The 25,045-nt window shown below is 63.3% G+C and carries 19 protein-coding genes; 13 read left to right on the top strand and 6 right to left on the bottom strand.

What is annotated here, in order from left to right; all coding sequences use genetic code 11:
- Positions 1-70: 70 nt before the first annotated feature.
- The gene (locus PPRO_RS02530) at positions 71-2,092 is read right to left on the bottom strand and encodes a tetratricopeptide repeat protein (protein ID WP_011734461.1); all 2,022 of its coding nucleotides are present in this window, start codon (positions 2,090-2,092) and stop codon (positions 71-73) included.
- Positions 2,093-2,263: 171 nt separating this feature from the next.
- Here PPRO_RS02530 and PPRO_RS02525 point away from each other — a divergent pair, with 171 nt between their 5' ends.
- Complete coding sequence (locus tag PPRO_RS02525) at positions 2,264-3,112, top strand: HDOD domain-containing protein (protein WP_011734460.1); 849 nt, start codon at positions 2,264-2,266, stop codon at positions 3,110-3,112.
- A 52-nt stretch (positions 3,113-3,164) separates the two neighbouring features.
- On the opposite strand, the gene PPRO_RS02520 is transcribed toward PPRO_RS02525, so the two are convergent.
- Positions 3,165-3,347, bottom strand: coding sequence for a hypothetical protein (locus PPRO_RS02520; protein ID WP_041532099.1), 183 nt, complete (start codon positions 3,345-3,347; stop codon positions 3,165-3,167).
- A gap of 95 nt (positions 3,348-3,442) precedes the next feature.
- Between PPRO_RS02520 and def the strand changes: the two genes are divergently transcribed.
- From def to PPRO_RS02505, 3 genes are read left to right on the top strand one after another with little or no spacing between them, the layout of a single operon-like run.
- The gene (gene def / locus PPRO_RS02515) at positions 3,443-3,961 is read left to right on the top strand and encodes a peptide deformylase (protein WP_011734459.1); all 519 of its coding nucleotides are present in this window, start codon (positions 3,443-3,445) and stop codon (positions 3,959-3,961) included.
- A complete protein-coding gene (gene fmt / locus PPRO_RS02510) occupies positions 3,958-4,917 on the top strand; it encodes a methionyl-tRNA formyltransferase (protein ID WP_011734458.1) in 960 nt (319 codons plus the stop codon). Before def ends, fmt begins: the two co-directional genes overlap by 4 nt.
- 53 nt (positions 4,918-4,970) lie before the next feature.
- Entirely contained in the window at positions 4,971-5,690 is a 720-nt protein-coding gene (locus PPRO_RS02505) for a DUF116 domain-containing protein (protein WP_049759808.1), read from the top strand.
- A gap of 46 nt (positions 5,691-5,736) precedes the next feature.
- Here PPRO_RS02505 and glnE read toward each other — a convergent pair whose 3' ends face one another.
- Both glnE and mtnA read right to left on the bottom strand, forming a co-directional pair.
- Positions 5,737-8,910: a bifunctional [glutamate--ammonia ligase]-adenylyl-L-tyrosine phosphorylase/[glutamate--ammonia-ligase] adenylyltransferase gene (glnE, locus tag PPRO_RS02500; RefSeq protein WP_011734456.1), complete on the bottom strand. Its 3,174-nt coding sequence runs from the start codon at positions 8,908-8,910 to the stop codon at positions 5,737-5,739.
- A 1-nt stretch (position 8,911) separates the two neighbouring features.
- Positions 8,912-9,952, bottom strand: coding sequence for an S-methyl-5-thioribose-1-phosphate isomerase (gene mtnA, locus PPRO_RS02495; RefSeq protein ID WP_011734455.1), 1,041 nt, complete (start codon positions 9,950-9,952; stop codon positions 8,912-8,914).
- A gap of 149 nt (positions 9,953-10,101) precedes the next feature.
- Between mtnA and PPRO_RS02490 the strand changes: the two genes are divergently transcribed.
- The 7 genes from PPRO_RS02490 to PPRO_RS02460 all read left to right on the top strand — a co-directional run bounded on the left by PPRO_RS02490 (position 10,102) and on the right by PPRO_RS02460 (position 17,089).
- Complete coding sequence (locus PPRO_RS02490; RefSeq protein ID WP_011734454.1) at positions 10,102-12,633, top strand: helicase C-terminal domain-containing protein; 2,532 nt, start codon at positions 10,102-10,104, stop codon at positions 12,631-12,633.
- On the top strand, positions 12,630-13,580 hold the full coding sequence (locus tag PPRO_RS02485; RefSeq protein WP_011734453.1) for a sensor histidine kinase: 951 nt from the start codon (positions 12,630-12,632) through the stop codon (positions 13,578-13,580). The genes PPRO_RS02490 and PPRO_RS02485 overlap by 4 nt, the downstream gene beginning before the upstream one ends.
- A 2-nt stretch (positions 13,581-13,582) precedes the next feature.
- Positions 13,583-14,293 (top strand): response regulator transcription factor, encoded by a 711-nt coding sequence (locus PPRO_RS02480; protein ID WP_011734452.1) that lies wholly within the window; start codon positions 13,583-13,585, stop codon positions 14,291-14,293.
- Between the two features lie 29 nt (positions 14,294-14,322).
- On the top strand, positions 14,323-14,637 hold the full coding sequence (locus tag PPRO_RS02475) for a hypothetical protein (protein ID WP_041532098.1): 315 nt from the start codon (positions 14,323-14,325) through the stop codon (positions 14,635-14,637).
- Positions 14,638-14,666: 29 nt separating this feature from the next.
- Complete coding sequence (locus tag PPRO_RS02470; protein WP_198138317.1) at positions 14,667-15,251, top strand: hypothetical protein; 585 nt, start codon at positions 14,667-14,669, stop codon at positions 15,249-15,251.
- Positions 15,251-16,534 (top strand): glycosyltransferase, encoded by a 1,284-nt coding sequence (locus PPRO_RS02465; protein ID WP_011734449.1) that lies wholly within the window; start codon positions 15,251-15,253, stop codon positions 16,532-16,534. The genes PPRO_RS02470 and PPRO_RS02465 overlap by 1 nt, the downstream gene beginning before the upstream one ends.
- Before the next feature lie 219 nt (positions 16,535-16,753).
- Positions 16,754-17,089: a hypothetical protein gene (locus PPRO_RS02460; protein WP_011734448.1), complete on the top strand. Its 336-nt coding sequence runs from the start codon at positions 16,754-16,756 to the stop codon at positions 17,087-17,089.
- 104 nt (positions 17,090-17,193) lie between these two features.
- Here the strand turns inward: PPRO_RS02460 and PPRO_RS02455 are convergent, their stop codons facing one another.
- Entirely contained in the window at positions 17,194-19,311 is a 2,118-nt protein-coding gene (locus tag PPRO_RS02455; RefSeq protein WP_011734447.1) for an EAL domain-containing protein, read from the bottom strand.
- Positions 19,312-19,360: 49 nt separating this feature from the next.
- The gene (gene glmU / locus PPRO_RS02450) at positions 19,361-20,743 is read right to left on the bottom strand and encodes a bifunctional UDP-N-acetylglucosamine diphosphorylase/glucosamine-1-phosphate N-acetyltransferase GlmU (RefSeq protein ID WP_011734446.1); all 1,383 of its coding nucleotides are present in this window, start codon (positions 20,741-20,743) and stop codon (positions 19,361-19,363) included.
- 170 nt (positions 20,744-20,913) lie between these two features.
- Here glmU and PPRO_RS02445 point away from each other — a divergent pair, with 170 nt between their 5' ends.
- Together PPRO_RS02445 and mfd are read left to right on the top strand one after the other, a co-directional pair.
- Positions 20,914-21,471: an MXAN_5187 C-terminal domain-containing protein gene (locus PPRO_RS02445; RefSeq protein WP_041532097.1), complete on the top strand. Its 558-nt coding sequence runs from the start codon at positions 20,914-20,916 to the stop codon at positions 21,469-21,471.
- A 34-nt stretch (positions 21,472-21,505) separates the two neighbouring features.
- The gene (mfd, locus tag PPRO_RS02440; protein WP_011734444.1) at positions 21,506-25,039 is read left to right on the top strand and encodes a transcription-repair coupling factor; all 3,534 of its coding nucleotides are present in this window, start codon (positions 21,506-21,508) and stop codon (positions 25,037-25,039) included.
- Positions 25,040-25,045: the final 6 nt, after the last annotated feature.

Below are 25,045 nucleotides of genomic sequence, written 5' to 3'. Positions count from 1 at the left end.
ACACGCAGCTGACCTGCCCCCGTGAAATCCCTGATGCAAAGAGGGGGAAACGGTACGACGATCGCGGGTTTTACTTCTTTTTCTTTGTCTTGCTCTTAGCCGTTGACTTGCTTTTGGATGTTGTCTTGCTCTTGGCCGATGACTTGCTTTTGGACTTTGTTTTGGCGGAAGATGTGCCCTTCTTCTTGCGCTTGTCCGTTTTTTTGGCCTTGGCTGATGATTTGGACTTGGATTTCCCGGATGCGGACGCCGACCTGCGCGAGGTCCGTGAGGAAGATTTCTTCACGCTCCTGCTGATCCTGCGCGGCTCGGGATTGAATTCGTCGCGGATGTTGTTCAGCAGAACCGCGGTCTCCTCAAGGGTCGGGTCCGCCTTCCTGGCGGCCTCCAGCGCCTCCCTGGCTTCGCTGATGCGGTCGGTCTTCATGTACATGCGGCCCAGCGCATTGAGGGCGCGGGCATGGTCCGGCCTCAGCTCGGCCGCCTTCTGGTAGCAGGCGATGGCGCTGCCATACTCCTTCTTGAATTCGTGGATCAGCCCCAGCTTGTAGTGGTTGTTGGCATCTTCCGGGAACAGTTCCACCGCCCCCTTGAGCAGTTCGGTTATCTCATCGTACTGCCTGTTTTTGACATATAGCGACACCAACGCGCTGCGGGTATCCGCGTCATCCTTCCGTAACTCCAAGGCCTTACGGTAATGCGCCACTGCCCGGTCGTTCATCCCCTTGGCCTTGTACAGCGCGGCGATTTCCCGGTTTGCCTCGGGATTGTCGGGAGCGCTCTTCAGAACGGCATCGTAGGCATCGATGGCCAGGCTGGTCTCCTTCTTTTTGGCGAGAATGCGGGCCAGCTTGAGTTGAATGTCCGGGCTGTCGGGTTTCAGCTTGAGGAACTCGCTGTACTGTTCCACCGCCTCCTGATAGAAGCCGCGCTCATAGCGTATATCGGCGAGACGCAGGCGGGCATCGGCATTGTCCGGCTTGACCCGTATGGCCTGTTTGTAGGCCACCACCGCCTCGTCCAGGTTGTTCATTTTTTCATGCAGGATACCCAGATTCAGGTAGACGTCGCTGTTAGCGCTGTTGCGGTGCACCGCCTCCCGGTAGGCCGCCATGGCCTCCCTGTCCCTGCCCGCGGAACGGTAGAGGTCGCCCAGTTTTCCGTAGGCGTCCACCGCCTTGTCGGGAGACTCAGCGATGATTTCCTTGAGCGACTCCTCGCTCTTCTGAAAATCAGGCACGAAGAGCGGCGCGGCGGGGGAGGACTTGGCGGCAGCCGGCACACCATCGGCAACCTGAGCCAGTCCCTTGCCCTTGCCGCCCAACAGGTACTGGTAGTTGGCCTGCCGGGTATCACCCTTCTTTTCGTAGATCTCGGCCATCATCAGGTGGATCGTGCGGTTCTGGGGATTGGTGGCCTCACCCTTCTTCAGCTCATCCAATGCCTTATCCAGGTCTTTGCGCTCCAGATGGATGGAAGCGATGCCGGTATGGGCCTTCTCGTTGCCCGGATCAGCGTTCAGCGCCCGGCCGTATTCATCCAGGGCCTTGCCCTGATCTCCCATGGCCAGATACACCCCGGCCAGATCATTGAACACCTCGGCATCACTGGTGAGAGTGTTTCCCGCCTCGCTCAGGTGGTGGATCGCCAGCGGGTACACCTTCATCTCCGCCAGCACATGCCCCAGCGCCTTGTGGTAGCGGGGATCGGACGTTGCCGCCAGACCACGGCTTAACTCCACCGAGGCTTCGCTGTTCCTGCCGGTCTGTGCATAGAGCAGGCCCAGGTTGCCGCTGGCCCTGGTAAACTGCGGATTCTGCCGCAGGGCCTGGCGATACTCCTTGATGGCCCCATCCACATTGCCGATCCTCTCCAGCATCAGGGCGCTGACATAGTGCCCCGGGGCGCCGTCGGGGCAGAGGCCGAGTATCCTGGCCTCGGTCTGCCGCATCGCACCTTCATCACGGCTAGACTCCAGGGAGTCCACCAGATTCAGGGCCTCCTTGCACTTGTCAGCGGAAAAACCCCAGTCAAAACCGCATAGCAACAGCGCCGCGGACATCAGTACACCATATGTTCGAATCATACGCATAGGGCAGGTTTCCTTGAAAAAAATCTTGTGAAGCCGCGGATTATACAGACGATCCGCTAAAAATTCAATTATTTAGGCTAAAATCTTGATTATATGCCAATTTGTGCAATAATGTGGCGCACATTCCCGGACGGGCCAGGAGGGATACAACGACATGCATGAGGAGTGGAGATGAACAGGGAACTGGAACAACTCATCAATAGCGCCAGCGATTTGCCGACAATTCCGGTGGTTGCGACAAAGGTGTTGCAGCTCATCGAGAGCGAGACGACAACGGCGGAAGACCTTGCCCGGGTGGTATCGTCCGATGCGGCGGTGGCCGCCAGGGTCCTGAAGATATCCAACTCCTCCTTCTTCGGCTGCAGGCGCCAGATCAACACCCTGTCCCACGCCATCATGATGCTCGGCTACAACACCCTGAAGAGCCTGATCATGGCGGCATCGGTCAAGCAGGTTTACAAGAACTACGGTTTGGCGGAAAAGATGCTCTGGGAACACTCCTTCGGCGCTGCCCTGGCCGCCCGCATCATCGCCGGCGCCACCCAGCAGATAAACGACGAAGAGGCCTTTCTGGGAGGCCTCTTTCACGATATCGGCAAGACCATCATGAACAACATCGACAGCCAGCGTTTCCAGATGGTGATTCAGAAATGTTACAACGAAGGCATCTCGTTCCAGGAGGCGGAGCAGGAGTTTTACCCCTACAGCCACGCCGAAGTGGGCGGACTGGTCATCGAGAAATGGAATTTCCCCGAAATGCTGATCAAAGCGGTCATGGAGCACCACCGCTTCGGCTTTGTAGAGGATGAGGACCCCTACCAGATACTGCTCACCAGCACCGTGGGACTGGCCAACCTCTTCTGCCACAAGATCGGCCTCGGCCAGCGGGAACCGGATACCGACCTGGTCCTCGCCGAGTCCATGCCCGCCCGCCTGCTCCAGCTGGACGAGAACCAGCTGGAGTGCATGCTGACCAGCTTCGAGCAGGCCTATACCCAGGACAAGAGTTTCTTCGAATAACCCCCCGCATGTCCGGACTGCCCGGGCAGTCCGGACGCCACCCGGCGACTGGTCAGGGCTTATCGCGCTCCTTGCCACCGGAGGAGCGCTCGCGGGCCTCGTCCGAGATATCCACACTGTCGTCCTCGGCCGCGCCCGCATGCCGGCGCGACTTTCCACCCTTGAAGGTCTCGCCCCGTGCGGTGTTCCTGTCCAGCTCCTTTGCTCCGCTGATTCTGTCCACCGGGTCCGTCATGACCGCCTCCTCCGCCATCCCCGAAAAGATGAAAATTGATTTTTAACCGTTGAAACTATATACTGCTTCGACAAAATTCCGTCGCAAGGATGTCTATGATTCGCACCATTCTCACCTACCCAAATCCCGAGCTGAAAAAGAAATCGGCAGCGGTTACCATCATAACCGACGAGATCCGCGAACTGGTCAGTGATATGACCGAAACCATGTACCACGCCCCCGGCGTGGGGCTGGCAGCCCCCCAGATCGGCGTCCATCAGCGGGTGATCATCATCGATGTCTCCGCCCACGACGAGCCGAACGAGCTGATTATAGCAATCAACCCGGTCATCGTCCATGCCGAGGGAGAGAGCTACGAGGAGGAGGGCTGCCTGTCGGTACCCAAATACGCCGCCAACGTGCGCCGCCACGCCAGCGTGACGGTCAGGGGCCTGGACCTGGAGGGGAGGGAACAGACCTGGCATGCCGAGGGGCTCTTGGCCATCGCCTTCCAGCACGAGATCGATCACCTGGACGGCAGACTCTTCGTCGACCACCTCTCGCCCCTCAAGCGCGATCTGTTCCAGCGCAGGGCCCGCAAGGCGGCGGAAGCGAAAGCAGCGGGGGAGCGATGAGCAGCAGGAGCATCGTCTTCATGGGAACGCCCGAGTTTGCCTGCCCCACCCTGCAGGCCCTGATCGACCGCGGAGAACGGCTGCTGGCAGTGGTCACCCAGCCCGACAGGCCCAAGGGGCGCGGCCACAAGCTGATGCCACCCCCGGTTAAGGAACTGGCCCTGGCCCACGACATTCCGGTGCTCCAACCCCACAGGGTCCGCGCTTCCGCCTTCGTCGAGAGCATCCGCCAGCTGGCTCCCGAACTGATCGTGGTGGTTGCCTTCGGACAGATCCTGCCCAAGGCGCTGCTGGACATTCCTCCCCTGGGCTGCGTCAACGTCCACGCCTCCCTGCTCCCCCGCTACCGAGGCGCCGCCCCGCTCAACTGGTGCATCATCAACGGAGAAACAGAGACCGGCGTCACCACCATGCTGATGGATACGGGGCTCGATACCGGTCCCATGCTGCTCAAGCGCTCGACCCCCATCGACGAGAATGAGGACATCGTCTCGCTGCACGACCGCATGGCCTCCCTGGGCGCGGAGCTGCTGGCCGAGACCCTGGACGGCCTCCGGGAGGGGCGCATCGAGCCGCAGCCCCAGAACGACAGCCTGAGCTGCTACGCTCCGCTGCTCAAGAAGGAGCACGGCCTAATCGACTGGCAGCGGCCTGCCCGCCAGATCCACAACCAGGTTCGCGGACTGGCTGCCTGGCCCGGCGCCCAGACCCTTCTCAACGGCCATGCCCTGAAGCTGTTCCGCACCCGGGTAGCCGATGGCGCGGGAGCTCCGGGAACGGTGCTCTGCTCCACCGGCGGCCAGCTCGAGGTGGCCTGCCTGGACGGCAGCCTGCTCATCCAGGAACTGCAGCTGGCGGGCAAAAAGCGCTTGGACAGCGCCAGCTTCCTGGCCGGCTGCCCCATAGCCGAGGGAACCCTGCTGGGCGGAGCGGCAACGGAGAGACCGATACCGTGACGGCACACAATCTCCAGCCCGAAGCGCCCCGCAAACGGCTGTTCATCTCCCTGATGGGGCTGACCTGCCTGCTGCTGGTGGCCCTGATCTTCCTGGCCTGGTGGGTTCCCAACCAGGGCCTGGCCAATATCCACCCAGACCTGCCCAACATCGTCGGTATCGCCATGGCGATTCTCTCCGGCCTGGCCATCCTGGGCACCGTCCTTTTGGTACTGACCACGGCAATGAACCGGGACTTCTTCTTCACCCGCCTCTTGCGACTGGTGGTGATCAAGTTCCTGCTCCCCATGATCGAGCTGGTGGGACGGCTCTTGGGGATCAGCAAGGACAGCATCCGCCAGTCCTTCATCGCCATGAACAACAGCCTGGTGATCTCCCAGTGCCACTCCATCAGCCCGGATCGGATCCTGGTGCTGCTGCCGCACTGCATCCAGCTCTTCGACTGCGCCATCAAGGTCACCGGCGACATCAACAAGTGCGTGCTCTGCGGCCGCTGCGACATCAAGGGGCTGGTGGATATCGGCCGCAGGTACGGCATCGACATCTCCGTGGCCACCGGCGGCACCCTGGCGCGCAAGGTGATCGTGGAAAAGCGCCCCAAGCTGGTGCTGGCCGTGGCCTGCGAGCGCGACCTCACCTCCGGCATCAAGGACTGCTACCCCCTGCCGGTGATCGGCATCCTCAACGAACGCCCCTTCGGCCCCTGCTTCAACACCAGGGTGGATGTGGAGAAGATCGACGAGGCGCTCAGCCGCATACTCCCGCGCACGTAGTCACCCCTTGAAACGCCATGGGGGGCGGGCCCCATGGCCCGCCCTCTCACACCGCCCGCTCCCCCATCACCCGATCGTAACAGTCGCGGATTCTGCCGGTAATCTCCTCGTAGTCGCTGATCAGGGCCACGCCCGGGTTTTTCAGAGCCGAATCGTATCCCAGGCGCAGTGCCAGCTTGTTAAGGTAGCTCTTCGGCCCGCTCAGATCATTGACCGAATAGTCGTGGATGATGCGCAGGCGATTTTCCAGCTTGCGCAGGAAACGGTAGCCGAAGACAAGCGTCTCGGCGAACTCGGCCGGCACCAGCCCCAGCTCCCCCATCCGGGTGAGCGTCTCGATGGTGCTGGTAGTGCGCAGCTCGGGGTAGCGGAAGCCGTGGCGCAGTTGCAGGTACTGGGCGATGAACTCCACGTCCACCATGCCGCCCCGACCGGTCTTGATGTTGTAGCTGCCGGCGCTCTCCCGGGCCAGTTCATGCTCCATGCGCATGCGCAGCCGGTGGATCTCGGCGCGCCCCTCTTCCCCCAGGGTCGAGCCATACACCGTCTTCTCGATGACGCCGTACAGGTGGTCGGCCAGGGAGGCATCCCCCAGCACCACCCGGGCCTTGGTCAGTGCCTGGCGTTCCCACACCTGGGCCTCCTGGCGGTGGTAGTCCAGAAACGAGTCCAGGGAGGTCACCAGCGGCCCGGCATTGCCCGATGGCCGCAGGCGGGTGTCTATCTTGTACACATACCCCTCGCGGGTCTGCATGGTCAGGATCGAGATGATCTTCTGGGCCAGCTTGGCAAAGTACTCGTGGTTGGAGATCTGTTTGTCGCCGTTGGTAAGGCCTTGGCGGTCGTAGACGAAGATGATGTCCAGGTCGGAGTGATAGTTCAGCTCCCCCCCGCCCAGCTTGCCCATGCCGATCACCGCCATGCTGGCCTCGGCCTCTCCCTCCCCACGGTTGTACACGGGGCACCCGAAGCGCCCCAGCTGCTGCACCGCCATGTCATAGGCAGCCCCCAGACAGGCTTCCCCCAGCAGGGAGAGCTGGCCGGTGGTCACGGTCTGCTTCACCTTGCCATGGATGTCGTTTAAGCCGATGCGCAGGACCTCCTCGTTGTGGTAGCGCCGCAGGGCATCCAGCCGGTCCTCGAAATCATCGCAGAGCTCCAGCACTGCGGCCAGCTCCCGCTCCATCTCATCCCTGCTCTTCTCGGTAGAGGCGTTGTTGTAGGAAAGCATGCTCTCCAGCAGCTCCGGGTGATTGATCAGGATCTTGGAGAGGAATTCCGACATGCCGAACAGGGAAACCAGCAGCTTCAGCGCCTGGCGGTTCTCGGCCAGGAGCGCATAGTAGGCCGTGCGCTTGCCCACGATGGTGAGAAAACGTTCCAGATGAATCAGGGCCATATCCGGATCAGGCGACTGCAGCAGTTCCTGCAGCAGCAGCGGCGAGATCTTCTCCAGCAGCCGGCGGTTGCGCTCGGTAAGGTTGCTCCTGACCGGCCCGTCCCGCAGGGAGAGCAGGTTGTCGTAGGCGCGCTCCACATCCTCGAAGCGTCGCTCGGCCAGCATATCCTTGACCAGATCGGCATCGGCCTTGTGATCCAGAAGGAACAGCACCTCGGGGCTCAGGTCCCGGTTCAGACGGTCGTCACGGGAGAGGAACAGGTTGCCGTAGATGGCCGAGACATGGGAGCGATGCAGCTCCAGGGTTTCCCGGAAGCGCTCCACCCCGTCGCTGCCCAGAAAACCGCTCCGTCGCGCCAGGGCGCGCAGCTCGTCGGCTTTGGTGGGAAGGTTGTGGGTCTGGCGCTCCTGCACCACCTGGATGCGGTGCTCCACGGTGCGCAGAAAACGGTAGGCATCTGAGAGCCTTGCGTGGTCATCCTCCGTGATCAGATTGGCTTCCAGAAGCCTGGCCAGGGCTTTCAGCGAGTTGCGCTCCCTGAGGTGGGGATTCTTGCCGGCATAGACCAGTTGCAGCGCCTGGATGAAGAACTCTATCTCGCGGATCCCCCCCCGCCCCAGCTTGAGGTTGGCCTCCCCCTCCATGGAACGGGTCAGGGAAACGTCGATCTTCTGCTTCATGTTCTTCATGTCCTCGATCAGGGTGTAATCCAGGTACTTGCGGTAGACGAAGGGTTGCAGCATGCGCAGCAGCTGTTCACCCAGCTCCAGGGAGCCGGCCACCGGCCTGGCCTTGAGCATGGCCGTGCGCTCCCATGACTGGCCCCAGGATTCGTAGTAGATCTCGGCGGAACGGAGCGAGGCCGCCATGTCGCCCGATTTCCCCTCCGGCCTGAGCCCCAGGTCCACCCGGAAGACAAACCCGTCCTCGGTCACCTGGGAGAGCGACTTGCTGATCATCTCCCCCAGCTTGGCAAAGAAGCTGTGCAGGGAGACCACTCCCCGGACCTGTCCGGAGCCGCCATCCACGCCGCTGGTCTTGCCCCTGTCCGACTCGTAGAAGTAGATGATGTCGATGTCCGAGGAGAAGTTCAGCTCGTTGCCCCCCAGCTTGCCCATGCCCATCACGGTCATCTCCGCCTCCACCGGGCCGTTTTCCGATTCCATCAGCGGCAGGCCGTACTCAGCCACCAGGCAGCGCCGGCAGACCTCGTAGGCCACCTGCAGTGACGCGCCAGCCAGGGAGGAGAGTTCGGCGGTGACCTCTTCCAGGTCGGCCAGGCCGCACAGGTCCCGGCTGGCGATGCGCACGATCTCGACCCGCTTGAACAGGCGCAAGCGCTTCATCAGCCCGGCGTAATCGGTCTTGTCCTCCACCTGCGAGCGCAGGGCCGCCAGCATGCCCCGGCTGTCGCGGGAGACGGCGATGCAGTTCTCCAGGAAGAGCCAGCGGAACAGGGAGGGGGTGCGGTAGATCAGGTTGACCAGAAAGGGGGATGAGCCGCAGACAAGCACGAAGCGGGAGAGCGCCCTGCGGCGGCAGGCGATGGCGGTGAGATCGTCCCCCGGAATGACGCCTGCCAGGCGTTCGAAGGCGTTCAGGGCCATGTCCGGCAACGGGGTGCGCAGGGCATTGACCAGGATGCGGTGCAGGGTCTGCACGGAGAAGCAGGGCTGGATCAGCAGGATGTTGTCCGCCGAGCGGGCTCCATAACTGAAGCCGTGCCGCTCCAGGAAGGCGGCCAACCGCTCCGTGCGCCGGGCCGGATCGTCCAGGGAGACGATCCGGCTGAACTCGTGCAGGAAGCGCAAGAGACGCATGTCAGTTCCCCGCGATCCTGCGCAGGCCTGCGCGGTAGTCGCCCCTGACGATGCCGTTCTCGGTGATGATGGCGCTGATGTAGCGGGCCGGGGTGACGTCGAAGGCCGGGTTGCGTACCCTGACCCCGGCGGGGGCGATGTCGACCCCCCTGATGCAGGTCACCTCCTCGGCCGGGCGCTCCTCGATGGGAATCTTGCCGCCGTCGCAGAGGCTTAAGTCCAGGGTTGAGATCGGGGCGGCCACATAGAAGGGGATGTTGTTCTCCTTGGCCAGCACCGCCACCGAATAGGTGCCGATCTTGTTGGCCGTATCGCCGTTGGCGGCGATACGGTCGGCCCCCACCACGCAGCAGGTGATCTCCCCCCTACTCATGAAGAAGCCGGCCATGTTGTCGGAGATCAATGTGGCGGGGATCCCCTCCTTGACCAGTTCCCAGGCGGTCAGGCGGGCGCCCTGCAGCCAGGGGCGGGTCTCGTCGGCAAAGACCTGGATCTTCTTCCCCGCCTCGTGGGCGGCCCGGATCACCCCCAGGGCGGTGCCGTAGCCGGCCGTGGCCAGGCCGCCGGCATTGCAGTGGGTCAGGACCGTTGCCCCCTCGGGGATCAGGGTAGCCCCCCACTTGCCGATGTTGCGGCAGATGGTCAGGTCCTCCTCTTCCACCCGGATGGCCTCCTCTTTGAGCAGTTGGCGGATCCCGTCCAGCGGCTTGTCACGACCCGCCTCGGCCACACGCTTCATGCGCTCGATGGCCCAGAACAGGTTGACCGCCGTGGGACGGGTGCGGGCCATGACGTCGCACACGTTCTCCAGCTGGCGGAAGAAGGATTCATGGGTATCGGCGATGATGTCCCGGGCCCCCAGGGCGATCCCCATGGCGGCGGCCACGCCGATGGCGGGAGCCCCGCGGATGACCATGCCGCGAATGGCTTCGGCAACCGCCTTGAAATCGGTATAGGTGTTGTAGACCTCTTCACCCGGCAGGCGGGTCTGGTCGATCATGATGACGCTGTCGTCGCGCCACTCGATGGTGCGGAAGGACATGGCTCGTGCTCCTTTGGTTGCTGGTGGTGAAAAAGAAGCTGTCAATCGTCGTTTCTTGTATCATGGTGCCGCAGATTCAGGCAACGACAAAGGCACCCGGTTTCCCCGGTGCCTTTTTTCGCGGGCTGTGCTATGGTGCGGACCTACCAATGGAAACTCACTTCACCGCCGACAGCCGCGCTCTGATGCGCTTCGAGATCGCCCAGGCCAGGGGTAACGAGGTCTTCTTCATCGGTCACACCAACCTGGACGGTGTGGTCTGCGAGGTGGAGGCCATCGCCCGCGGCTCACACCAGGCCGTGCCGGCCATCCTCTCCCGCGCATCGGGCAGCGACATGGTCATCCACAACCACCCGGGAGGCGACCTGACCCCCTCGGCGGCCGACATGGACATCGCCTCGGTTGCCGGCAACCAGGGGATCGGCTTCGCCATCGTGGACAACGACTGCAGCCGCTGCTACCTGGTGGTCTCCCCCCACAGGGAGCAGAAGGGAGAGCTACTCTCCCTGGAGGAGATCGGCCGGGTCTTCGGCGACGACGGCCTGCTGGCCACAAGCCTCGCGGGGTACGAAAAACGGGACGAGCAGCTGCGCATGGCCCTGACCGTGGCCGAGGCATTCAACCGCGACCGGGTGGTACTGGTGGAGGCCGGCACCGGCACCGGCAAATCCCTGGCCTACCTGGTTCCCTCCATCCTCTGGGCGGTGCGCAACAACGAGCGGGTGGTCATCTCCACCAACACCATCAACCTGCAGGAGCAGCTGATCCGCAAGGATCTCCCCTTTCTGGCCCGCCACTGCGGGGTCGACTTCAAGGCCGCCCTGATCAAGGGGCGCGGCAACTACGCCTGCCTGCGCAAGCTGGAGGCCGCCGAGGCCGAACCGGGCCTGTTCCCCGATGAATCCTCCACGGAACTGACCGCCATTGTCGAATGGAGCAAGGGTGCCCGGGACGGCTGCCGCAGCGACCTGAGCTTCACCCCCCGCAGCGGGGTCTGGGAGGAGATCTGCTGCGAGGCGGACCAGTGCGGACGCTCGCGCTGCAAGCAATTCAACCGCTGCTTCTTCTACCGGGCGCGGCGCGACGCCTCGGCCGCCCGGATCCTGGTGGTCAACCACGCCCTGCTGCTCTCCGACATCGTACTCAAGCGGGAGAGCGGCTACGATGCCACCGCCATTTTGCCCCCCTTCAGCCGCCTGATCCTGGACGAGGGCCATCACCTGGAGGACGTGGCCACCAGCCACCTGTCGCTGATCATCTCCCGCGGCGCCATCCTCAAGCAGCTGCATCGCCTGGTTCCCTCCAAGGCCAATCGCGCCGGGCTTTTGAACATCCTCTCCAACCGCCTGGCCCGCGACCTGCCCGAATCCATGGAGGGGCTCTACGAAGAGCTCTCCGCCCTGCTGGAGGTGAGCCTGCTCCCCAAGACCCAAGACGTCGTCCTGCTGACCGAGCAGACCATGGACTGGCTGGCCCTGGCCCTCACCCGGGAAACGGGCGGGGAGGGGCGGGAGCGCAAGCTGCGCATCACCAGCGAGGTGGAGCAGCGCCCCTTCTGGCAGGAGTGCGGCACGCGGTTACGGGCGCTCTCCCATAGCCTGGGCGATTACGTCAGCGGCCTGAGGACACTGGTGCGCCGCTGTGAAGATCTGCCGGAACAGCTTAAAGAGAAGCTGGCCAACCAGATCCTGGACATCGCCGGCATCGAGGGGCGTCTGCAGGCCATGACCGAGGGGTTCTCGTTCATGATCGGCGACCCGGAGGGGTACTGCCGCTGGATCGAGACCTCCACGGCCCAGCGCGGCCTCCAGGCCCGGCTCTGCGCCGCGCCGCTGGACATCTCCGGCCAGATCAAGCAGAGCATCCTGGACCGCATGAAGACCATCGTCGTCACCTCGGCCACCCTGACCGTGGGGGGAGAGTTCGGCTACCTCAAGAAGAGGACCGGCTTCAGCCTGCTGGACAAGGGACGACTGGACGAACTGCGCCTGGCTTCCCCCTTCGACTACGCCTCCCAGGTATTCGCTGCTGTCCCGGACGACATGCCCGATCCGACGGCGCCCGGGTTCCGCGAGGCGCTGCAGGAGTCAATCCTGCGCAGCCTGAGCATCTCGCGGGGAGGCGCCTTTGTCCTGTTCACCTCCCATGACCTGCTGAGGAAAGTCTACTCCTCCCTGGCGCCGGAACTGGCCCGACTGGGGCTGACCGCCCTCAGACAGGGGGAGACCGGACGCCACAGCCTGCTGGCCCGCTTCCGCAAGGAGCAGCACGCCGTGCTGTTCGGCACCGATTCATTCTGGGAGGGGGTGGATGTGAAGGGGGAGGCGCTCAGGCTGGTGATCATCACCAGGCTCCCCTTCCAGGTGCCCACCGAACCGGTACAGCAGGCCCGCTGCGAGCGCATCGACGCCACCGGCGGCAACTCGTTCCGGGAATTCTCCATCCCCCAGGCGGTGATCAAGTTCCGCCAGGGATTCGGACGCCTGATCCGCAGCCGCGAGGACCGAGGGGCGGTGCTGATCCTGGACCGCCGGGTCACCACCAAGGGGTACGGCAAGACCTTCCTGCGCTCCCTGCCGGACACCGAGCTGGTGCGGGGCGCTTCCGACACACTGTTCGCCAGGATGGAGGCGTTCTTCTCCGGTACTACCGAGACAGGTCAGGGAGATCCGTTGCCATGAAGCTGCTGAGAAAAATTTTCAGCCCGGTCAAGACGCTGATCGCCATCCAGCTGGTCTGGATCACCCTGGTGGTCTCCTGGATCTACTGGTTCGTGGGCAAGAACCGCCAGTTCCGCGAACTGGCCGAGAAGTACCGCCCGGAACTGCTGGGCGAGGGCTTCAACTGGGTGGTCATGACCGAGGGACTGGTCATGCTGGCCGTCATCCTGGCCGGCGTGTACGTCATCTTCCACTACTGGAACCGCCAGTCCCGACTGTACGAAAACCAGCGCACCTTCATCTCCCAGGTCACCCACGAGCTGAAATCCCCCCTGGCCTCCATCCAGCTGCACCTGGAGACCATCAGGCTGCGCACCCTCCCCCAAGAACGTCTGGACGCCTTTGTGAACACCATGCTGGCTGACACGGAGCGTCTGCACTACCTGATCAACAACCTGCTCATGGCCGCCCGCCTGGAACAGCGCCGCAAGCCGGCGGAGCGCAGGATGGCCAACATATCCGAGCTTGTACGGGAGTATGTGGAGCGGGAACGGGACAAGCTGCCCCAGGGGGGGCAGATCACCCTGGAGACGGAGGAGGATGTCAAGCTGCTGGTGGACCCGGAGGAGCTGGAGATCGTCCTGCGCAACCTGTTCGAAAACGCGGTACTCTACTCGCCCGGAACCCCGGACATCACCGTTCGCCTGGCGCGCGGCGGGAACACGGTCAGTCTGGCCATACAGGACCGGGGACGCGGCCTGGACGGCGCCGAGCTGAAGAAAGTCTTCGACAGGTTCTACCGCGTGCAGCAGGACGGGGAGAATGTGCGCGGGACCGGCCTGGGGCTGTACATCGTGGATACCATCGTACGGGGATACGGCGGCACGGTAACGGCGGAGAGCACAGGCATTGGCCAGGGCTGCACCTTTACCATCACCCTGCCCAAACCACAGACAAAGGGTAGCTGAAGATGAACAGGGATACGGAAAAACCGCACATCATGCTGGTCGAGGACGAGATTCACCTGGCGCGGGGGATCTGTTTCAACCTGGAGGAAGATGGATGCCGGATCAGCCACTTCGCCACCGGCGAGAAGGCACTGGAAGCGCTGCAGTTCGAGCATTTCGACCTGATCATCCTGGACGTGATGCTCCCCGGCATGGACGGCTTCCAGGTCTGCCAGTCGGTGCGCCGGATGGACGGGCGGGTGCCGATCCTGATGCTCACCGCCCGCTCCGAGGAGAGCGACCGGGTGCACGGCCTGGAGACCGGCGCCGACGACTACCTGACCAAGCCGTTCAACCTGGTGGAATTCCTGCTGCGGGTCAAGGGGATGCTGCGCCGCTCCTCCTGGTACCGTCCCGACCCGGTGGAGGAGGGGTATTGCTTCGGCTCCAACGAGGTGTTCCTGCTCTCCTACCGCGCCCGCACCGCCCAGGGAGAGATCGACCTGACCGAGATGGAGGTGAGGGTACTGTCGATCTTCTTCCAGAAGGAGGGTCAGGCCATCCCGCGGGGGGAGCTGCTCCAGAAGGTGTGGGGCTACAGCAGCGACACTGAGACCAGGACCCTGGACAACTTTATCGTCCGCCTGCGCCGCTACTTCGAGCCGGACCCGGCCAAGCCGACGCACTTCCAGACCGTGCGCGGGGTGGGGTACAGGTTCAGCAGGAAGGGGTAGGGTAGCGCTTTTCCAGGAACCCGGGGAACATGGGGGCATCATGCGCCATCAGCAGCAGGCCTCCACGGAAACCGGCAACCGCCGAAGGTGAATCCATGAACAGAGACGCCGAATACTACGCAAGCGCCTGTGGAGCAGGGGTCAGGATTGGCTGCGAAAACCGGGTCTACACTTTCAGCAACCCCGGAGACGACCAGGGTGTTGAAAGCGGCCTGGCCAGGATCTGCCGCCAGGAGGAACGGCACATCGCCTGCGACATCCTGGATCAGAGTAGGATAGCGCCCATGGTGCTGCGCTTCGAGATGGAGCGGTTGGCCGGGAATGCCGGGGAGCAGTCGCGATGAGATCTGGCCGGACTCACTGGAGAGGATTGATGATACGATCGACAATGGTTGTGGTGATGCTGTTTCTGCTGGTAGCCAGCAGTGCCCGGGCGGACTCTTCGTGCGCAGACGACATCAAGGCACCAGGGGAGATCAGGCCGTTCATCCCTGCGGGAACCTGTCTGCTCGCCCTTGAAACCGCCGACCTGAACGGCGACAACCTGACGGACTATCTGATCGTGCTGGAAACAAACGGAAACGACGGGGGAGAACGCTCCCTGTTGATCATCACCCGCTGGAAGGATGGCTCGCTGAAGCTGGCCAAGCGCAACGACAGGGCCGTGTACTGCTCCAGCTGCGGCGGCATGATGGGCGACCCCTTCCAGGGAATCAGCGCGGGGCGGAAGAGCTTCTCCATTTCCCACTACGGGGGAAGCGCCTGGCGCTGGTCGGTCACCACCAGATTCAACTACTCCCGCAGGGACGATACCTGGCAGCTGGTGCTGGTGCAGACCGACTCGTTCCACGTCAGCGACCCGGAGCAGGGGAGATCAATCCGCCACATCCCGCCCCGGGATTTCGGAAAGATCGACGTCGCCGATTTCGATCCGAAAACCTATTGGAACCAGAAGTGATGCAACGGACCTCCCCCCATGAGCACCCCCTGCCCCGCCAGGTGGCGACCTACCTGCGAACGCGCGCAACAGGGGGAGCGTGGCGGCTGAGTGAGCAGCCGGGTAGGGGCTTCGCCGCCGCCGTGGTGATCCCGGCCCTGGCGGAACAGCAAAACCTGTCCGCGACCCTGCGTTCCCTGGCAGCCAACCCGCCTCGCCTGCTGCGGGATACGCTGATCCTAGTGGTGGTCAACCAGCGGGACAACGCCTCGGAACGGGAGACGGAGGACAATCTCGCGACCCTTAAGGATTTGACCCGCTGGAAACAGGCATTCGGACTGGACAACCTCTGCTGGGTCGATGCGGCAACCCCCGGGAACAGGCTGCCCCCCAAACAGGGGGTGGGGCTGGCCCGCAAGATCGGCCTGGACCTGGCTCTCGGGCATCTCGACTATGGCGAGGGCGACCCCCAGCTGATCTGCCTGGATGCCGACACCCTGGTGCAGCCCGACTACCTGGGGGCAATCACAGACCATTTCGCCACCAGCCGGGCTGGCGGCGCATCCCTCCCCTTCCGCCACCAGTCGGCCGACACTCCTCGCGGACAAGAGGCCATCGAACGCTACGAACTGTTCCTGCGAGCCTATGTGCTGGGCATGGAGCTGGCCGGTTCCCCCTATGCCTTTCATACCGTGGGGAGCGCCATGGCCTGCCGCGCCTCGGCCTACGCCATGGCAGGCGGCATGAACAAGCGCCAGGCTGGCGAGGACTTCTACTTCCTGCAACAGATCCACAAGACCAGCGGCGTTGCGCCTCTTCGAGGCACCATGGTCCACCCCTCGCCCCGCTCCTCCCAGCGCGTCCCCTTCGGCACCGGCCGCGCCGTGGGGGACATACTCGTCAAGGGGGAAGATTTTCTCTTCTACCAACCGCACCTGTTCGGGATCGTGGGGGAGTGGCTCCAATGCGTGGCCAGCCACGACGGCGCCGACGGCGCCCGCCTGTTGCACCGCGCCGAAGACATCTCGCCCCTTCTGCGGTCATTCCTGCAACAGGCCGGCTTCGCCGACGCCTGGGACAACCTGAAAAGAAACAGCCGCGACGGGGAACGGCTGATGGCCGCATTCCACGGCTGGTTCGACGCCTTCCGCACCATGCGGCTGATGCATTACCTGACCGACAACGGGTTCCCCCGCATCCCGGCCGAGCAGGCGGTCCCTTCCCTGCTGGAGCGGGCAGGCCACGCAAGCCCGGCTGATCTGGACGGGCTGATCCACTGCTTGAGAACCATTCAGGGGGTCTGAGTTTGACAGGTAGGTAAGCACTGGGGTACTGTATTTGACTTTTTGAAATCCGAGGGGCGCATGGACAAATCACGTATAGGTACGATACGCAATAATTAGGTACAGCGCTCCACTTGATACCTATTCATATACGCTTCCAAAGGAATCTCTCCAGAGCAAAGGAAAACGCCCCTCCTGTACCGCGAACGGATACCACTCCAAATCACGGAAAAACAAACCATGAGAATAGAACCGATCTACTCCGACAGGCTGGTGATCATCACCAGTGACGCCATCATCTTCAAGCGCTACTACTACCCCAGAGGCGAGCCCAAACGGGTCATGTTCACGGACATCAAGCGTATCATCCCCAAAAGCCCCTCCCTCTGGAACGGCAAGTGGCGGCTGCACGGCACCGGCACCTTCACCACCTGGTTTCCCGAAGACCAGAACCGCCCCACCCGCGACAGGATCTTCTTCGCCAAACTCAAAAACAAATGGGTCAAGGTTGCCTTTACCGTGGAGGACTCGCAACGGGTTGAGCAGATCCTGCGGGATAAGGGGCTCATCGCCTGAGGCAGGCCCTTCATTCTTCCCCACATAGACACCAACACGCAGACATTTCAGACGACGGCTGGCGGGAAGATGTGTTCAGGATCAGTGCTGCGGAAGGGGGAGACTCAGTAGCTGATCCCGTCCCTGAGCAGGTAGACGAATTTGTCCGTCGTGAGGGGGCGGCTGAACAGGTAGCCCTGCATTTCAAAGCAGGTATGGGTGGAGAGAAACTCCATCTGGGCCCTGGTCTCGACCCCTTCGGCGATGACGTTCAGCTTGAGGGTCTGGGCCATGGCGATGATGATCTCGGCGATTGCCGCGTCATCCGGGTTGGTGGTGATGTCCTGCACAAAGGTTTTGTCGATCTTGAGGCGGGTGATGGGGAAGTGTTTCAGGTAGGAGAGGGATGAATAGCCGGTGCCGAAGTCGTCGATGGCCAGGGAGATGCCCTTCTCTTTCAGGCTGCGTAGGATGGCGATGTTCTGGTCGGCGTTCCGCATGATGGCGCTCTCGGTGATCTCCAGTTCCAGCCACTCCGGCTCCAGGCCGGTCTCCAGCAGAATGGCCGAGATCATCTCGTCCAGGCGATGCTGGCCGAACTGCTTGCCGGACAGGTTGACCGCCACCCGCAGCGGCGGGAAGCCCAGCTTCTGCCAGGCCCGATTCTGGCGGCAGGCGGTCATCAGTACCCATTCGCCCAGCGGAACGATGAAACCTGTTTCCTCGGCCAGGTAGATGAACCGGTCCGGGGTCAAGAGTCCCATGTCGGGATGATTCCAGCGCAAAAGCGCCTCGACCCCCGTGATCCGTCCGCTGCGGGCATCCACCTGGGGCTGGTACACCAGGAAGAACTCGTCCCGCTCCAACGCCTTGCGCATGGAGTTTTCCAGCATCATCCGCTCCATGACCTTGATGTTCATGTCATGGGAGAAGAAGTGGAAGTTGTTGCGGTCCAGCTCCTTGGCCTTGTACATGGCCAGGTCGGCATGCTTCAGCAGGGTGTGGCCGTCCTCGCCGTCCATGGGGTAGGCGGCGATGCCGATGCTGGCGGTGGTGTACAGTTCGTGATCGTCGATGGGGATCGGTTCCGCTATCAGCGTAAGGATCTTCTTGGCGACGATGCTGGCCCCCTTCTCGCTGACCACCCCGTCCAGCACGACGACGAATTCGTCGCCGCCCAGCCGGGCCAGGGTATCGCTCTCGCGCACGCAGGCGGCCAGGCGTCGGGCCACCTCCTGGAGCAGCTTGTCGCCGGAACGGTGCCCCAGGGTGTCGTTGACCCCCTTGAAGCGGTCCAGGTCCAGGCAGAGCACCCAGACCATGTGCCTGTCCTGGGCTGCCTGGGCTATGGCCTGCCTGAGGCGGTCGTGCAGCAGGCTGCGGTTGGGCAGACCGGTCAGGGTGTCGTAGTTGATCAGGTGGTGAATCTCGCTCTCGGCCTTGATGCGGGCGGTGATATCCAGCACGGTCCCGGAGATCAGCCAGGCCCTGCCGTCCTCTCCCCGCTCCACCTCGCCTTGGATGTTGACCACCAGCTCCCCACCACTGCGTGAGGTAGTATGGTAAATCATGTTGAAGGACTGGAGCGTCTTGACCGAGGTGAGCAGTTGCTGCTTGAAGGCGGGCAGATCGGCCGGGTGGATCAGGCTGTAGATCCACTCCTTGCTGATCCGTTTCGGCTCACCCGGGGTGAACCCGAAGATGCGGTAGAGCTCGTCCGACCAGTAGATTTCTCCCGCCCTGACGTCCCATTCCCAGCTCCCCAGACGGGCGATCTTCTGGGCACGGGCCAGGCGCGCCTCGCTCAGACGCAGGGAATGCTTGGCGCGATCCAGCCGTTCCCTGGTCTCGACCTCCTGCAGGGCACGGACGACAACGGCAAGCAGGCGGTCCAGGAAGGAGGTGTCCTTGAGCAGGTAGTCGCAGGCGCCGGTCTTCATCATTTCCACCGCCAGGCTGGCGTCGTCCTTGCCGGTCACGACGATGAAAGGGGTATTCCCGCCCAGCTCCCGCATCCGCTCGATCAATGACGCTCCGGTCATATCAGGCAGGGAGTAATCCAGGATAACCAGCTTGGGAGATTGGGCGACCAGCCAGATCAGGGCTTCCTTGCCGCTGGAGGCACAGCAGCAGGAAAAGCCCCCCTCTTCCAGGATGGATGCCATCAGCTCCGCGAAACCGCAATCATCCTCCACGATCAGGATTCTGGTGCGTGCGCTGCTCTGCCGCTCAAGTCTCGTCACGGTCGTTCTCCGCGCCACATTCCGCTGTTCCCCTTCCGAAGCAGGGAATTCATGTTTTCTTTTTCATCCTGATGCGCCACCCTTCCCTGTTCACCTGGGGGGTGCGGCTGATGGCCAGGGAACCGGCAGGGACATCACGCGTCACGGTCGTGCCGGCGGCGATCAGTGAGTCGGCCCCCACCCTGACCGGCGCCACCAGTTGCACGTCACTGCCGACGAACACGTTGTCGCCGATCAGGGTGCGGTGCTTTTTAACGCCATCGTAATTGCAGGTGATCGTGCCGCAGCCGATGTTCACGTCGCGTCCGATCTCGGCGTCCCCCAGATAGGTCAGGTGGGAAGCCTTGGATCCCTCGCCCATGACCGTCTTCTTGGTTTCCACGAAATTGCCGATTTTGACGTGGTCGTTCAGCACCGTTCCGGGGCGCAGATGGGCCATGGGCCCCACGGCCACATCCGCGCGGAGCTCCGAATCCTCCAGCACCGAGCCGGCCTTGATGCGGCAGCGGTCACCGATGCGGCAGGAGGATATGGAGACGCCGCTTTCGATCTGGCATCCGTTGCCGATCTGCGTAGGGCCGCTGATGGAGCAGTTGGGGTGGATCAGCGTATCCGGGCCGATAACGACCCCCTGGTCGATGTAGGTCTGCTCCGGATCGACCAGCGACACGCCGGAGAGCATCAGGTCGCGGTTGATGCGCCGGCGCAGGATGCGGGCCGCCTGGGCCAGTTGGGCGCGGTCATTGACCCCCATGATCTCGTCACTGTCTTCGATGGCCATGGCCAGGCAGGTCGCCCCCTTCTGGGCAGCCATGGCCACCAGGTCGGTCAGGTAAAATTCGTTCTGGGCGTTATCGTTGCCTAAGGAACCGATGTTGTCGAACAGGAAACCGGCTTCCATGCAGTAGATGCCGCTGTTGATCTCGCGGACGGAGCACTCTTGCGGGCTGGCGTCCTTCTGCTCCACGATGCGCAGCACCCGTCCCGCCTCGTCCCGCAGCACCCGGCCGTAGCCGTGGGGGTTTTCCATGCGGGCGGTCAGCACCGTGACCGCCGCTCCCTGCGAGCGGTGGAAGGCGAGCAGGTCAGTCAGAGTTCCGCCGCGTAAAAGCGGCGTGTCGCCGCAGAGGATCAGCACCGTACCGGAAAAGCCGGCCAGGGCCGGAGCCGCGCAAGCAACGGCATGGCCGGTGCCCAACTGCTCGGCCTGCAGGGCACAGGCGATATCCCCTGCCCCCTGAAATCTCTCCCGTACCGCCTCGGCCTGATGCCCCACCACCAGCACCACCGGCGCGGCCCCCGCTCCACGGGCAGCCTCCAGCGGCCAGTCAATCATCGGTCGTCCCGCTATGGGGTGAAGCACCTTGACCAGCCCGGATTTCATGCGGGTTCCCTTGCCCGCAGCAAGGATGATGGCTGCGACATTCTCCATGGTATCGTCCATTCCTATCATAAAGAGTATTAATGTATAAGCGCGAATCAGTTTATGCGATGCCCGAACCAGCGTCAAGTCAATATGCGCCGATTAGGACTTTACTTGCCATGGGCTTTGGATATATTCTTACCGCGCCTATCCCATTGATCCTGAAAGAACAAAACACCATGGCCCTCGTCGACGACCTGGCTCTGCTGGAGCGCCAGCTGACAAACTTGATTACCCGCTACGAACAGTACTTCATCGGCATGGAAAAGCGTGAGCCGCTGCAACTGCTGGGCGAGGTGGAGAAGCTGGTGCGCCGTCACGCCGGCACCACCATCAACAACACCATGCTCAGGCACCGCTTCACCATGCTGACGGCCCGCCTGAACACCTACCGCGAGCACTGGAACCGCATCCTTCGCCTGATGGAAGAGGGCAGGTACTCCCGTGACCGTTTCATCAGCGACTTGCGACAGCGGCAGCGCGACAGCGGCGCCCTTGGCCGGGAACAGGGGGAACAGCCATCCCGGGATGCAGATATTGACCGTCTGTTCAACGAGTTGCGCGAAGCGCGCATGACCTGCCACATGCCGGTGGAGAGCCTGACCCGTGAAATGGTGGCCGCCAGCATCGCAAAGAGCACACCGGCCCTGATCGCCAGGCTGGGAACCGACGATCTCCACTTCCGCGTGGTGGTGGAAAACGGCAAGCCCAAAATCAAGGCCGGCACGCGCAAATAGCCGCCAGCAGCCCCTGTTCGATCCAGAATCCCACATGACACAATCCGACACCCCATCACGCATATCCCACACTGCCACGATTCTTGACGCGCTGGAGCGCGGCAGCAGACACATCCTCCTGCCCGGCCTGAAGGGCTCCAGCCCGGCCTGCATCCTGGCCGACATCCTGGCCCGGTCCACCCGCACCCTGCTGGTGCTCACCCCCGACCAGGCTGCCGCCGACGAATTCCTCCGCGAACTGACCTTCTTCGCCTCCCCCAGCCATGCCCCGCTCTCCTTTCCGGCCTGGGACATGGCCCCCTTTTCGGCCACCTCGCCCCATCCGGACATCTCCGGCGCCAGACTTGACACGCTCTTCCGCCTGCAGAACGGCCTGGCACGGGCGGTGGTCATGCCGGTGGCGGCAGCCCTGCAGCGGGTCCTGGGCCGCGGACTCTTCAGCGAATCCTCCTGCTACCTGGTCAGCGGCGAGGAGTTCGAGCGGGACGAACTGCTGGGCAGACTGGTCAAGATGGGCTACGCCAACGTCCCCCTGGTGGAGGACCGCGGCACCTTTGCCGTGCGGGGCGGGATCCTGGACATCTTCCCCCCCAACCTCTCCGCTCCGGTGCGCATCGAGTTCTTCGGCGACACGGCCGAGACCATACGCACCTTTGATCCGCTCACCCAGCGTTCGCTGCACCCCCTGGAAGAACTGGTGCTGCTCCCCTCCCGCGAGATCATCCTCACTGACGGGGTGCTGGCCGACATCGCCCCGCGGCTAAAGGGCTGCTGCGACGACCTGGAGATCCCGGCCAACCGGAGGCGGGAGATCCTGGAGAACCTGAAGAGCGCCGTCTACTTCCGGGGCGTGGAGTACCTGCAACCGCTCTTGCACCCCGGCCTGGAGACCATCTTCGATTACGCGCCGGACGCCTCCCTGGCGTTGCTTGACCCCCAGGCCATTCAAGAGGCGATAACGACTTTCGGCAGAGAGCTGGAAGATGGCGAAGCTACAGCCAGGCAAAACGGCCTGCCCCACTCCCCCCGCCAGGAGCTGTACCTGGACGGCGAACAGCTGCGGGAGCTGATGGAGAACCGCGGCCGCCTGGAGCTGTCCGGCCTGCTCCTGGAGGAACCCCAGGGACCCGCAGTGATCACCATCCCCTGCCAGGACAATACCGACCTGCGGGTGACCGTTTCCAAGGAGACCACCCAGGCCCTGACCCCGCTCTCCCGCTCCCTGCGGCAATGGCTGGACAGCGGCTTCCGTGTCCTGATCGCCTGCCACCAGAATGCCCAGGCCGAGCGCCTGAGGGAGCTGCTGACCCCCTACCGGATCCCCTGCGCCATCAGCGAGGCTTCGTTCGCGGAAACGGTACAGGGTGAGGCCCAGGGCGATGCATCTCCGGATGGCGTCGTCACCCTCCTGCAAGGGGACCTGTCCCGGGGCTTCCGCCTGCTGGAGGCCAGGCTGGTCCTGATCGCCGAGGAGGAGCTGTTCGGCAAGCGGGTGCGGCGGCGCGGCATCTCCGAGGTGCGCAAGAAGCAGATCCTGTCATCCCTGGCCGAGCTCAAGCCGGGAGACCACATGGTGCATGTGGACCACGGCATCGGCCTGTACCGCGGCCTGCAGCACATCAGCGTCAGCGGCGTCGGCGGCGATTTCCTGCTGCTTGAGTACAACGGGGGCGACAAGCTGTACCTGCCGGTGGACCGCCTGGCCCTGGTTCAGCGCTATGTGGGGCCGGAGGGGAGCTCCCCCTCCCTGGACAAGCTGGGCGGGGTCTCCTGGGAAAAATCCAAGGGCAAGGCCAGGAAGGCCATCGAGGAGCTGGCGGGGGAGCTCTTAGAGATCTACGCCAAACGCCAGATCTGCGAGGGATTCTCCTTCTCGCCGCCGGACGAGATGTACCGCGAGTTCGAGGCTTCCTTTGCCTGGGAGGAGACGCCGGACCAGCTCTCGGCCATCAACGACGTGCTGGCCGACATGCAGCACTCCCGCCCCATGGACCGGCTGGTGTGCGGCGACGTGGGCTACGGCAAGACCGAGGTGGCCCTGCGGGGAGCCTTCAAGGCGGCCCTGGACGGCAAGCAGGTGGGGGTGCTGGTCCCCACCACCATCCTGGCCCAGCAGCACTTCGAGACCTTTCACGAACGACTCAAGGAGTACCCGGTCAGGGTGGAGGCGCTCTCCCGCTTCCGGACGCCGAAGGAGCAGAAGGCCATCCTGGAGCGGCTGAAGAAGGGGGAGATCGACATCGTCATCGGCACCCACCGCTTGCTGCAGAAGGACGTGGCCTTCAAGGACCTGGGGCTCTTGATCATCGACGAAGAGCAGCGCTTCGGCGTCAAGGACAAGGAGCGGCTGAAGGCCTTCCGGGCCGTGGTGGACGTCATGACCCTGACCGCCACCCCCATCCCCCGCACCCTGTACATGTCCATGATGGGCATCCGCGACCTCTCCATCATCGACACCCCTCCGGTGGACCGCCTGGCGGTCAAGACCATCGTGGCCCGTTTCTCCGAGGAGCTGGTGCGCGAGGCGATCATGCGCGAACTGCGCCGCGGCGGCCAGGTCTTCTTCGTCCACAACCGGGTCCAGACCATCGCCAAACGGGCCGAGCTGATCGCCGCCTTGGTGCCGGAGGCCAAGATCGCCGTGGGGCATGGCCAGATGGGGGAGCAGGAGCTGGAAAAGGTCATGCTCGGCTTCATGCACGGCGAGACCAACCTCCTGATCTGCACCACCATCATCGAGTCCGGCCTGGACATTCCCAACGCCAACACCCTGATCGTGGACCACGCCGACAGGTTCGGCCTCTCCCAGCTCTACCAGCTGCGGGGGAGGGTGGGACGATCCAGCCAGCGCGGCTACGCCTACCTGCTGATCCCGGGGGAGGGCTCGCTCACCTCCGACGCCCGGGAACGGCTGAAGATCCTGCAGGACATCTCCGAACTGGGGGCCGGCTTCCGCATCGCCACCCACGATATGGAGATTCGCGGCGCCGGAGATATGCTGGGGAGCCGCCAGTCCGGCACGGTGATCGAGATCGGCTTCGAGCTGTACAACCAGATGCTGGAGGAGACCATCTGCCGCATGCGGGGCGAGGAGATGATCGAGCAGGTGGAGCCGGAGATCAACCTGAAGGTGCCGGCCTTCATCCCCGAGACCTATGTCAGGGACACCGGGCAGAGGCTGGTGATCTACAAGAAGCTGACCCAGGCCGAAAGCGAGGAGGATGTGCTGGACGTGCAGAACGAGGTGAGCGACCGCTTCGGCAAATACCCGCTGGCCACCGCCTACCTGTTCGAGACCATGAAGCTGCGCATCATGCTGAAAAAACTTCTGGTGCGCCAGATCGACTACGACGGCAAGGATGTGGTGATCAGCTTCCACCCCCGCACACCGGCATCGCCGGATACGATCATAGCCATGATGAGGAACGAGCCGAAGCGATACCGCTTCACGCCCGACTACCGCCTGACCTGCGGCGTCAAGGGTACCGCCTTCGAGGAGATCATCGATGCGGCCCGCACGGCGCTGCTACGGCTCCTGCCAACGGAAACAGCACAGCAGAAGACGTGATCGTCA

The sequence above is a fragment of the Pelobacter propionicus DSM 2379 genome, assembly GCF_000015045.1.
Classification (GTDB): Bacteria; Desulfobacterota; Desulfuromonadia; order Geobacterales; family Pseudopelobacteraceae; genus Pseudopelobacter; species Pseudopelobacter propionicus.
This window is presented reverse-complemented; position numbering and strand designations above follow the sequence as displayed.

Coding starts and splice junctions, on each gene's coding strand:
- PPRO_RS02480 (WP_011734452.1), top strand. CDS start 13,583: ATGAACAGGGATACGGAAAAACCGCACATCATGCTGGTCGAGGACGAG.
- def (WP_011734459.1), top strand. CDS start 3,443: ATGATTCGCACCATTCTCACCTACCCAAATCCCGAGCTGAAAAAGAAA.
- glnE (WP_011734456.1), bottom strand. CDS start 8,910: ATGCGTCTCTTGCGCTTCCTGCACGAGTTCAGCCGGATCGTCTCCCTG.
- mtnA (WP_011734455.1), bottom strand. CDS start 9,952: ATGTCCTTCCGCACCATCGAGTGGCGCGACGACAGCGTCATCATGATC.
- PPRO_RS02485 (WP_011734453.1), top strand. CDS start 12,630: ATGAAGCTGCTGAGAAAAATTTTCAGCCCGGTCAAGACGCTGATCGCC.
- glmU (WP_011734446.1), bottom strand. CDS start 20,743: ATGGAGAATGTCGCAGCCATCATCCTTGCTGCGGGCAAGGGAACCCGC.
- PPRO_RS02525 (WP_011734460.1), top strand. CDS start 2,264: ATGAACAGGGAACTGGAACAACTCATCAATAGCGCCAGCGATTTGCCG.
- PPRO_RS02505 (WP_049759808.1), top strand. CDS start 4,971: ATGGGGCTGACCTGCCTGCTGCTGGTGGCCCTGATCTTCCTGGCCTGG.
- PPRO_RS02470 (WP_198138317.1), top strand. CDS start 14,667: ATGATACGATCGACAATGGTTGTGGTGATGCTGTTTCTGCTGGTAGCC.
- PPRO_RS02490 (WP_011734454.1), top strand. CDS start 10,102: ATGGAAACTCACTTCACCGCCGACAGCCGCGCTCTGATGCGCTTCGAG.
- fmt (WP_011734458.1), top strand. CDS start 3,958: ATGAGCAGCAGGAGCATCGTCTTCATGGGAACGCCCGAGTTTGCCTGC.
- PPRO_RS02445 (WP_041532097.1), top strand. CDS start 20,914: ATGGCCCTCGTCGACGACCTGGCTCTGCTGGAGCGCCAGCTGACAAAC.
- PPRO_RS02530 (WP_011734461.1), bottom strand. CDS start 2,092: ATGCGTATGATTCGAACATATGGTGTACTGATGTCCGCGGCGCTGTTG.
- mfd (WP_011734444.1), top strand. CDS start 21,506: ATGACACAATCCGACACCCCATCACGCATATCCCACACTGCCACGATT.
- PPRO_RS02465 (WP_011734449.1), top strand. CDS start 15,251: ATGCAACGGACCTCCCCCCATGAGCACCCCCTGCCCCGCCAGGTGGCG.
- PPRO_RS02520 (WP_041532099.1), bottom strand. CDS start 3,347: ATGACGGACCCGGTGGACAGAATCAGCGGAGCAAAGGAGCTGGACAGG.
- PPRO_RS02475 (WP_041532098.1), top strand. CDS start 14,323: ATGGGGGCATCATGCGCCATCAGCAGCAGGCCTCCACGGAAACCGGCA.
- PPRO_RS02460 (WP_011734448.1), top strand. CDS start 16,754: ATGAGAATAGAACCGATCTACTCCGACAGGCTGGTGATCATCACCAGT.